The organism is Methylobacterium trifolii, assembly GCF_022179685.1.
GTDB lineage: Bacteria > Pseudomonadota > Alphaproteobacteria > Rhizobiales > Beijerinckiaceae > Methylobacterium > Methylobacterium trifolii.
Genome location: NZ_BPRB01000007.1, coordinates 1 through 9,283 on the forward strand (window position 1 = coordinate 1; position 9,283 = coordinate 9,283).

Consider the following 9,283-nt stretch of genomic DNA (forward strand, 5'->3'; position numbering starts at 1 on the left):
TCTGGACCGGCGACCCGATGTACCGGAACCTCTACCGGTTCTGGGTCAAGGTCTTCGCGGTCTCCTTCGGCCTCGGCGTCGTGTCGGGCATCGTGATGAGCTACCAGCTCGGCACCAACTGGTCGCGCTACGCCGACTTCACCGGCAACGTGCTCGGGCCCCTGATCCAGTACGAGGTCATCACCGCCTTCTTCCTGGAGGCGGGCTTCCTCGGCATCATGCTGTTCGGCTGGGACCGGGTGGGCGACCGGCTGCACTTCGTCTCGACCTGCATGGTGGCGCTCGGCACGCTGATCTCGGCCTTCTGGATCTTGTCGGCCAATTCCTGGATGCAGACGCCGGCAGGCTTCACGATCGAGAACGGCCGGGCGGTGGCCACCGACTGGCTGGCCGTGATCTTCAACCCGTCCTTCCCGATCCGCTACGCGCACATGGTGCTCGGCTGCTTCCTCACCACGGCCTTCGCGGTGGCCGGCATGTCGGCCTGGATGATCCTGCGCGCCCGCAAGGAGCCGGCGGAGAAGGTGCGCGGCGCCCGGCTCTCGCTGTCCATGGCGATGTGGTTCGCGGTGATCTGCACGCCGATCCAGATCTTCGTGGGCGATTCGCACGGGCTCGCCGTGCTCAAGCACCAGCCGACCAAGCTCGCCGCGATCGAGGCGAACTGGGACCGGCAGGCCGACATGCCCCTGCTCCTGTTCGCGATCCCGAACATGGAGGCGGAGCGCAACGACTTCGAGATCGGCATCCCGCGCCTCGGCAGCTTCATCCTCACCCACGACTTCTCCGGCGTGGTGCCGGGGCTGAAGGACGTGCCGCGCGACCAGAGGCCCCCGGTCTGGCCGGTGTTCTATTCCTTCCGCATCATGGTGGCGCTGGGCATGGCGATGCTGGGCCTCAGCCTGTGGAGCCTGCTGCTCCGGCGCCGCGGCACGCTGTTCACCAACCGCTGGTTCCTCACCTGCGCCATGCTGATGACGCCCTCGGGCTTCGGCGCGGTTCTGTTCGGCTGGTTCACCGCCGAGATCGGCCGCCAGCCCTACATCGTCTACGGGCACCTCCGCACGGCGGACGCCGTCTCGCCCCTCACCACGAATGCGGTGACGGCGTCCCTGGTGGCGTTCCTGATCGCCTACACGATCATCTTCGGGTTCGGCAGCTACTACTTGGCCAAGCTCTTGCGCAAAGGCCCCGAGCCCTTGGAGGAGGCGGTGCGCGGCGGAGACCTCCACCGCAAGCCCAAACGCCCCCTCTCCGCCGTCGCCGAGGAGCTGGAGCCGACCCGCGCCTGACGGTCGCGTCCGGCGGGGGTCAGTGCCGCGAAGGGCCGCCGTCGCGGCGGCTCTCCTCCACCACCGGCGCGAGGCCGAGCTGGCGGGCGAGCGTCACGAGGTCCTTGAGGCGTCCCGTCTGGGTCTTGCGGCGTAGGTTGAGCCGGTGTGTCTCCACGGTGCGGACGCTCAGGGTCAGGCGGCGGGCGACCTCCTTGTTGCTGAAGCCGGCGCTGAGGAAGCGCAGCACCTCGGCCTCCCGCGGGGTGAGGCCGAGGGCGTCTCCGGTCTCGGGCGGGGCGATCTCCGGCTCGTCGGGGACGGTCAGGTGGTCCGAACCTTCGGCCAGGGCCAGAAGGGCGGCGCAGACCTCGCGGGGCGTCGCGGTGCGGGCGACGAACGCGTCGGCGCCGGCCGTCAGCAGTGCCCGGAGGTCGGCGCCGGTCAGCGCCTGGAACGCCACCAGGGTGCGCAGGCCGGGCAGCCGCTCCTTCAGGCCGACGACCCGTGCCACGGCATCGGAGAGCCGGGCCTCGTCCACCACGACCAGGGCGACGCTGTTCTCGGAGCCGGCTTGCTCCAGGTCGGCCTCGCCGATCGTGTGGAGGGCCGGCAAGTGTTCGAGGGTCGCGCGGAAGGTCGCGTTCAATCCGCTGGGCTCATCCATGATCAGGACGCCGACTGCCGTACGCATGACCCCGCACCTCTCTACATCCCGGCGTGGCACAGATCGCCCCGGGTTTGGTGGAGGTGTTCAAGACCTGTTCCAGGCCCTGGCGGGTCGAATCCCGTGTCTTTCGGTGTTGAAACGAGACGAAGGCCCGTATCGGACGGGGGCACTGTCCCGATCGGGCACGCTGGTCTTAAGCTTAATGGCCCGTGCCGTGCCGAGACCGGCCGTGCTCGGGCCCTTCAGCTTGCCTGTGCCAGGGCCGGGGCGTCCGTCGACACCACCACCCGGTCCCGGCCCTGGGTCTTGGCCTGGTAGAGGGCCACGTCCGCCCGCTTCAGGAGGGCCTCGACGGTGTCGTCGGCGCCCCAGGTGCTCACGCCGAAGCTGCAGGTGAAGCGCACCTGTCCTCCCTTGGCCGTCTCCATGCGCAGGGCCTTGGCGTGGAGGCGCAGGCGGCCTGCGAGCACGCGGGCGGCCTCCAGGTCGCCGTCGGGCAGGACCACGGCGAACTCCTCGCCGCCCAGGCGCCCGACGATGCCCCGCGGCCGGATCAGGTCCGAGATCGCCTCGATGGCCGCGTCGCCCGCATCGTGGCCGTGCTCGTCGTTGATCCGCTTGAAATGGTCGATGTCCACCAGGATCGCCGAGAGCTGCCCCACCGAATCCGGTCGCGCGACGGCGTTGCGGACCCGTCCGAAGAACGCCCGGCGATTGAACAGGCCGGTCAGCGGGTCGGTTTCGGCGAGGCGGATCAGTTCGTCCTGCATGTTCGCCAGGCGCTCGGCGGCCCGCAGGCGCGCATAGAGTTCCTCGGCGCCGGGCGGCTTCTCGATGAAGTCGTCCGCTCCGCTGTCGAGGGCCTCGGCGAGCGTGCGCACGTCGCGCACCGACGACATCATGATGACGTGGAGCGGACGCCGCGCGTCGCCCAGCAGGCGCGCCGACCAGCAGAGTTCCAGCCCGCAGCGGGGGCGGACTTCGAGGCTCGTGATCAGGACGCGCACCGTGTCGGTCCGGGACAAGAACCCGAGGGCTGCGTCCGAGTCGGTGAAGGCGTGGATGGTGTGGCCACGCGGTTCGAGCAGGTCCGTGATGATCCGCAGGACCACCCGGCTCGGGTCGACGATCACGATCTGCAAGGGAAACGGCTCATCTGGATGCAACGTCCGGCCACAGCGTGACGGACAAGCCTTAATGCGACACGAACGCAGCGCACATCCCCGGACAGGGCCGTGAACGACGCGGCGCGAGCCGGTGCACCGGACTTCAGCGGCGTGGGACCTGGATCTCGACGACGCGCACGCCCGACTGTCCGTAGCCGGCCTCGTCGTTGCGCGCCCAGCGGCCGTCGCCGTCGCGAGAGAGGATGCGGGGGCCGGAGGCCTGCCGCCGGACGGGGGCGGGCTGGCTGCCGTGGACGATCGTGAGGCTCGGCTGCCCGACAGGGGCCCTCTCGATGCCCGCGACCGTCGGGATGCCGTAGGTGCCGTAGGTCCAGGGCGCCGGCACGATCTGGCTCGGAGTCGGGAACCGGGTCAGCGGCGCGCCGACATAGGCACCGCGGACCGCCTCGTCCCCGAAGGCGTAGGCCGCGCCGCGCAACCCGTAGCCCTGGGCCGAGCCGTAGCCGCCGACGCGGCGGTACTCCTCGGCACCCGCGACGGATGCGGCAGCGGAGACGGTCGCGGCAAGCGCCAGGCCGGCGAGGATGCTGGTTTTGCGGGATGGCATCGCGGAACTCCGACTCGGACTGCCTGCGAAAACCGAGGCCTAGTCGATGTCGTTCCGCCACAGGCCGCACGGCCAGCCGCGCAGACTGCTTAAGCGGCGCGGCCCGGGCCGTCGTTCACATGAAAAAGCCCCGAGGCCGGCTCGGGGCCTGTTGCAGCCTGGGATCGTACGGGTCGTCGCTCAGCGGCAGGTCGTGATGCGGCGCACCACCCAGCCCTCGCCCTCGACCCAGAGACGCTTACGCGAACGGCTGCAGCTCCCGGAATCGTCCTCGCCCTCCGTCGCCGCCACCGTGCGGACCGCAGAGGCGGTGTCGGCGGCCTTGACCGGGCTGCGATCCGGAGCTGGGGCGGCGAGCACGCCGGTGGTGAGGGCGAGCAGGCAAGCGGCGGCAAGGCTCGCCGCGACGGATCTGGTCTGCATGTCGGTCCTACCCGCGTGCCCTGGGGGCGGCACGCCCGCTCGAATGTGCCGGATCGGGCGCCCGGCGCCCTGTATCGTGTCAGACCAATGCACAACGTGGCCGTTCGGTTGCAGGAAAGATCGGCTCCGCGTGCAGGGCGGCACCGCGCCGCGCGGAGCCGATCTTGCGGCGCGCTACCCCCGCCTATACTGAGGGCCCGGCAAGCAGATCGGTGTCCGTCCGGCAGGTCTCGGCGGGCATCCGCCGGTTCTTATAACGATTCCAATCTTCGAACGTCTCGATAAGGGTCGCGGCGTTCTTGATTTTTAACGTTTCTAATCTGGAGAACGATCATGGCGGACGGCTCGACGTTCGTTCAGGCCTTCACGATCCTGTTTCGCGAAGGTCTGGAGGCGCTTCTGGTCATCTCGGCCCTGGCGGCGTTCCTGCGCCGGGCGGGTGCCGAGGAGCGGATCACGCCGCTCTACGCCGGCGCCGCCGCCGCGGCGCTCGCGAGCCTCGCGATGGCCTGGGTGTTCGAGACCTACTTCGACGGCAACCACAGCGACCTGATCGAGGCCGGGGTGATGCTCGCGGCCGCCGCGTTGATGTTCTACATGAGCGGCTGGCTGTTCGTGCGCCAGGACCCGCGGGCGTGGCAGGCCGACCTCAACCGCCTCGCCGAGAAGGCCCTCGGCGCCGGCACCGTCCTGTCGCTGGCCGGCATCGCCTTCCTCGCCGTGTTCCGCGAGGGTGCGGAGACGGTGCTGTTCCTGCATGCGCTGGCCAAGAGCGCCAACGGCTTCGACGGCTCCCTGCTGAGCGGACTCGCCGTCGCGACCCTGGCGCTGGCCGCGATGTTCGTGGCGATGCAGTGGCTGGCCCTGCGCCTCCCCCTGCGGCCGATGTTCCTGATCACCTCGGCCTTCCTGTTCGTGATGGGCCTCAAGCTCGTCGGCGAGGCGTTCCAGGAACTGCAGGAGCAGACCATCATCCCGGTGCACAACGAGACCGTGCCGGACTTCGTCACCACCATCGGCCTCAACGGCTCGTGGGAGGCCCTGGGCGCCCAGGGCGTGCTGGTCCTGATCGCGCTGGTGGGGCTGGGGCTCTACGTCATGCGCCGCGGCGGCTCCAAGCCTGCCGCCGCCGGGGCGAACGCGGGCAAGCCGGCGCGGGCCGCCTGAGACCGTGTCCGCTTGATCGAAGCGGACACGGTATCGCCAAGCCCGCGCGGCGTTTGAGCGAAGCCGAAATCCGCATCGCGAAGCGATCGAACGGATTTCGTATGCGGCGCCTGCGCCGTCAGCCGATCGCCATCAGGCTCGCATTGCCGCCGGCCGCGGCGGTGTTGGTGGAGATGGTGCGCTCTTCCAGGAGGCGCGCGAGGTCGTAGCCGCTGCCCCGCCCCGGCATCGCCGGGGTGAGGACGGGGAGGATGGCGCCCTCCCTCTGGGCGGCCACCCGGTTCAGGGCGCGCAGGTCGGCCTCTGCGCCCGCGAACAGCAACGCCCTGAGCCCGGTCTGCGCGCTCCACGTCTCCACCACGACGATGTTGGCCGCGACCTCGGCCGGGAGCCGCGCCAGCACGGCGCGGGCCGGGTTTTGCCGCTCGATCACGGCCGTGTTCCCGGTGGCCAGGATGGCGCCGACCTGCGCGATGAGGCCGTCCCCGGTTCCGGCCAAAGCCGCCACCGTTCCGCGCGGATGCAGGACGTAGAGGTTCCGCTCGCCCACGGGGCCGGGCAGTTCGACTCTGGTGCCCAGCATCGCGCGCGCGAGATCGGCTTCGACCTGCCGGGCTTCCGCGAAATGCCCTTCGGCGCGCAGCCAGTCGGCATAGGCGCGGGCCGGGGCGGGCACCGGCGCGCGGCCCTCCATCTCGGGGAGCGCCGGCGGGCTCGCCATGAGGCGCCCGAGATAGAGGGGGCCGCCGGCCTTCGGCCCCGTGCCGGAAAGGCCGGAGCCGCCGAAGGGCTGCGTGCCCACCATCGCGCCGATGATGGTGCGGTTGACGTAGACGTTGCCGGCCGCGACCCGGTCCGCCACCCGCGCCACCGTCTCGTCGATGCGGGTGTGCAGGCCGAAGGTCAGCCCGTAGCCGGTGGCGTCGATCGCCTGCACGAGCCGGTCGAGGTCCGCGCGGGCGTAGCGCAGGACGTGGAGAACCGGTCCGAACACCTCGCGCTCCACATCGGCGATGGCGCGGATCTCGATCAGGGTCGGGGCCACGAAGGTGCCGTGCCGGGCCTCCGGGGGCAGGGCGCCTTCATGGACCGCGTGCCCGCGCGCGCGCATGGCCGCGACGTGGTCCCGGATGCCGGCCCGCGCCTCGGCCGAGATCACCGGGCCGACATCCACCGACAGGCGCGCCGGGTCGCCGACCTCCAGTTCCCGCATCGCGCCGCGCAACATCGTCAGGGTGCGGTCGGCCACCTCCTCCTGGAGGCAGAGGATGCGCAGGGCCGAGCAGCGCTGGCCGGCGGAATCGAAGGCGGAGGTAATGATGTCCGCGACCACCTGCTCGGCCAGCGCCGAGGAATCGGCCACCAGCACGTTCTGGCCGCCGGTCTCGGCCACGAGCGGCACCGGCCGCCCGTCCGGCAGCAGCCGCTCGGCCAGCCGGCGCTGGATCAGGCGTGCCACGGCGGTGGAGCCCGTGAACATCACCGCGTGGATGCGGGCATCCGCGACGAGGGCGGCCCCCGCCTCGCCATCGCCCGGCACGAGGTGCAGCACGTCCCCAGGCACGCCGGCCGCGTGGAGCAGGCGCACCGCCTCGGCCGCGACGAGCGGCGTCTCCTCGGCGGGCTTGGCCAGGACCGGGTTGCCGGCCGCGAGGGCGGCCGCGACCTGCCCCGCGAAGATCGCCAGCGGGAAGTTCCAGGGGGCGATGCAGGCGACCGGTCCCAGGGGGGCGTGCCGGCCCTCGCTCAGCGTACGGACGGCCTCGGCGGCGTAGTAGCGCAGGAAATCAACCGCCTCGCGCACCTCGGCCACCGCGTTGGCGCAGGATTTCCCGGCCTCGCGCACGATCAGCCCGATCAGGATCGGCATCCGCGCCTCCAGGGCGTCGGCCGCGCGCAGGAGGCAGGCGGTGCGCTCAGTCGCGGGAACCGCGGCCCATCCCGGTCCGGCCGCCGTGGCACGCGCCAGCATCGCGCCGATCGCGCCGGGCGTGGCGTGGCGGACATGGCCCACCACGTCGCGGTTGTCGGCCGGGTTGCGGACGGCCCGGAACGGTTCCGCCTCGTCCGCCTCGGTAGCCTCGGCGGTCCAGGGGATGCGGGCGCTCTCGGCCAGCGCCTGTGCGAGGCCTGCCAGCGTGCCCTCGTCGGACAGATCAAGGCCGGCCGCGCTCAGTCGGCCGGGCTGGAGCGCGCGCGGATGCGCGATCGCCGCGTGCGGCGCGCCCACCGGGCTCACGGCCCGCGCGGTCGCCACCGGGTCGGCGACCAGGGCCTCGACCGGCACGGCCGCGTCGGCGACGCGGTTGACGAAGGAGGAGTTGGCGCCGTTCTCCAACAGGCGCCGCACCAGGTAGGCAAGCAGCGTCTCGTGCGTGCCGACCGGCGCGTAGATGCGGCAGGGCCGGTCGTGGCCCGCCTCGCCGACCACCGCCTCGTAGAGGGGCTCGCCCATGCCGTGCAGGCACTGGAACTCGTAGTCTCCGGGCCGGAAATCCGGTCCGGCGAGTTCCAGCACGGTGGCCAGGGTCTGGGCGTTGTGGGTGGCGAACTGCGGGAACACCGCGTCGCGGGCCGCGAGCAGTTTGCGGGCGCAGGCGATGTAGGACAGGTCGGTATGCGCCTTGCGGGTGAAGACGGGGAAGTCGGAAAAGCCCTCCACCTGCGCACGCTTGATCTCGCTGTCCCAGTAGGCGCCCTTGACGAGGCGGACCATGATCCGGCGCCCCGCCCGGCGGGCGAGGTCGACGATCCAGTCGATCACGAAGGGGCAGCGTCTGCCGTAGGCCTGGACCACGAAGCCGAGGCCGTCCCAGCCGGAAAGCTCCGGGTCGAGGGCGAGCGCCTCCAGCAGGTCGAGGGAGAGGTCGAGCCTGTCGGCCTCCTCGGCGTCGACGTTGAGGCCGATGTCGTGGCCCCGGGCCTGGAGGGCGAGGGCCTTGAGCCGCGGCAGGAGTTCCCCCACGACGCGGGCGCGCTTGGCCCTGGCATAGCGCGGGTGCAGGGCCGAGAGCTTGATCGAGATGCCCGGACCGTCCAGCACGCCGCGCCCGGCCGAGGCCGCGCCGATGGCTGCGATCGCGCCCTCGTAATCCGCATTGTAGCGGTCCGCGTCCGCGGCCGTCATCGCGGCCTCGCCCAGCATGTCGAAGGAGTAGCGGAAGCCCCGTGCCTCCATCGGCCGGCTCCGGGCCAGCGCCTCGTCGATGCTGCGGCCGGCGACGAACTGGTCGCCCATCATCCGCATGGCCAGATCCGTGCCCTTGCGGATCAGGGGCTCGCCGCCGCGCCCGATCAGACGGGTCAGCGCCGCCGACAGGCCGGATTCGCTCGTCGTCGCCGTCAGCCGGCCGGTGACGAGGAGGCCCCAGGTGGCCGCGTTGACGAAGGGCGAGGGGCTGTGCCCGAGATGGGCGCGCCAGTCGCCGGGGGCGATCTTGTCGCGGATGAGCGCGTCGCGCGTGCCCGCGTCCGGGATGCGCAGCAGGGCCTCGGCGAGGCACATCAGCGCCACGCCCTCCTGGCTCGACAGGGCGTATTCGTGGATCAGGCCCTCGACGCCGCCGGCGCGCGCCTTGGACCGCAGGCCTTCGACGAGGCTGCGCGCGGTCGCCGCCACCCGCGCGGCGGCCTCGGGCGGCAGGCTCGCCGCCTCGATGAGGGGCGCGACGCACTCGGCCTCCGGCCGCCGGCAGGCCGCGTCGATCGCGGCCCGCAGCGGCCCGCGATCGCCTCGGGCCTCCGCAAAGTCCGCGAAGAGTTTTGGTGCCGGCAGACCCCCGGCCGGTGGTGCCGTCATCGGCGACTCGCTCGTGCTGCCACGCGCGTCGGAGACCGGACGGTCTCCCGCGCCGATCCTCACCGAACGCGTGCCGGAACACGAGTCCCGACGCGGTCGCAGGGGAGCGGCCGATCTTGGTCGGCTACCCACACAGGTTTCGATCGGCCGCAATCCGGGGGAAATCCCGGCCCGCGCTTCTCCCTCTCCCGCATAGGGGAGAGAAGCGCCAGCGCTTCG

The 9,283-nt window shown here is 71.7% G+C and carries 7 protein-coding genes; 2 read left to right on the top strand and 5 right to left on the bottom strand.

The features are described from left to right. The coding region (locus COGEMETH_RS00610; RefSeq protein WP_238180685.1) for a cytochrome ubiquinol oxidase subunit I at nt 1-1,292 on the top strand (1,292 nt) is incomplete at its 5' end. 19 nt (nt 1,293-1,311) lie between these two features. On the opposite strand, the gene COGEMETH_RS00615 is transcribed toward COGEMETH_RS00610, so the two are convergent. The 4 genes from COGEMETH_RS00615 to COGEMETH_RS00630 all read right to left on the bottom strand — a co-directional run bounded on the left by COGEMETH_RS00615 (nt 1,312) and on the right by COGEMETH_RS00630 (nt 4,098). After that, nucleotides 1,312-1,965: a response regulator transcription factor gene (locus COGEMETH_RS00615; RefSeq protein ID WP_238180686.1), complete on the bottom strand. Its 654-nt coding sequence runs from the start codon at nt 1,963-1,965 to the stop codon at nt 1,312-1,314. 218 nt (nt 1,966-2,183) lie between these two features. Next, a complete protein-coding gene (locus COGEMETH_RS00620; RefSeq protein WP_238180687.1) occupies nt 2,184-3,083 on the bottom strand; it encodes a GGDEF domain-containing protein in 900 nt (299 codons plus the stop codon). 127 nt (nt 3,084-3,210) lie between these two features. Continuing rightward, complete coding sequence (locus COGEMETH_RS00625; protein WP_238180688.1) at nt 3,211-3,675, bottom strand: hypothetical protein; 465 nt, start codon at nt 3,673-3,675, stop codon at nt 3,211-3,213. Nucleotides 3,676-3,855: 180 nt separating this feature from the next. Further along, a complete protein-coding gene (locus COGEMETH_RS00630) occupies nt 3,856-4,098 on the bottom strand; it encodes a hypothetical protein (RefSeq protein ID WP_238180689.1) in 243 nt (80 codons plus the stop codon). A 333-nt stretch (nt 4,099-4,431) separates the two neighbouring features. Between COGEMETH_RS00630 and COGEMETH_RS00635 the strand changes: the two genes are divergently transcribed. Next, nucleotides 4,432-5,265: an FTR1 family iron permease gene (locus COGEMETH_RS00635; protein ID WP_238180690.1), complete on the top strand. Its 834-nt coding sequence runs from the start codon at nt 4,432-4,434 to the stop codon at nt 5,263-5,265. A 118-nt stretch (nt 5,266-5,383) separates the two neighbouring features. On the opposite strand, the gene putA is transcribed toward COGEMETH_RS00635, so the two are convergent. Next, nucleotides 5,384-9,064: a trifunctional transcriptional regulator/proline dehydrogenase/L-glutamate gamma-semialdehyde dehydrogenase gene (gene putA, locus COGEMETH_RS00640; protein WP_238180691.1), complete on the bottom strand. Its 3,681-nt coding sequence runs from the start codon at nt 9,062-9,064 to the stop codon at nt 5,384-5,386. Nucleotides 9,065-9,283 lie beyond the last annotated feature (219 nt).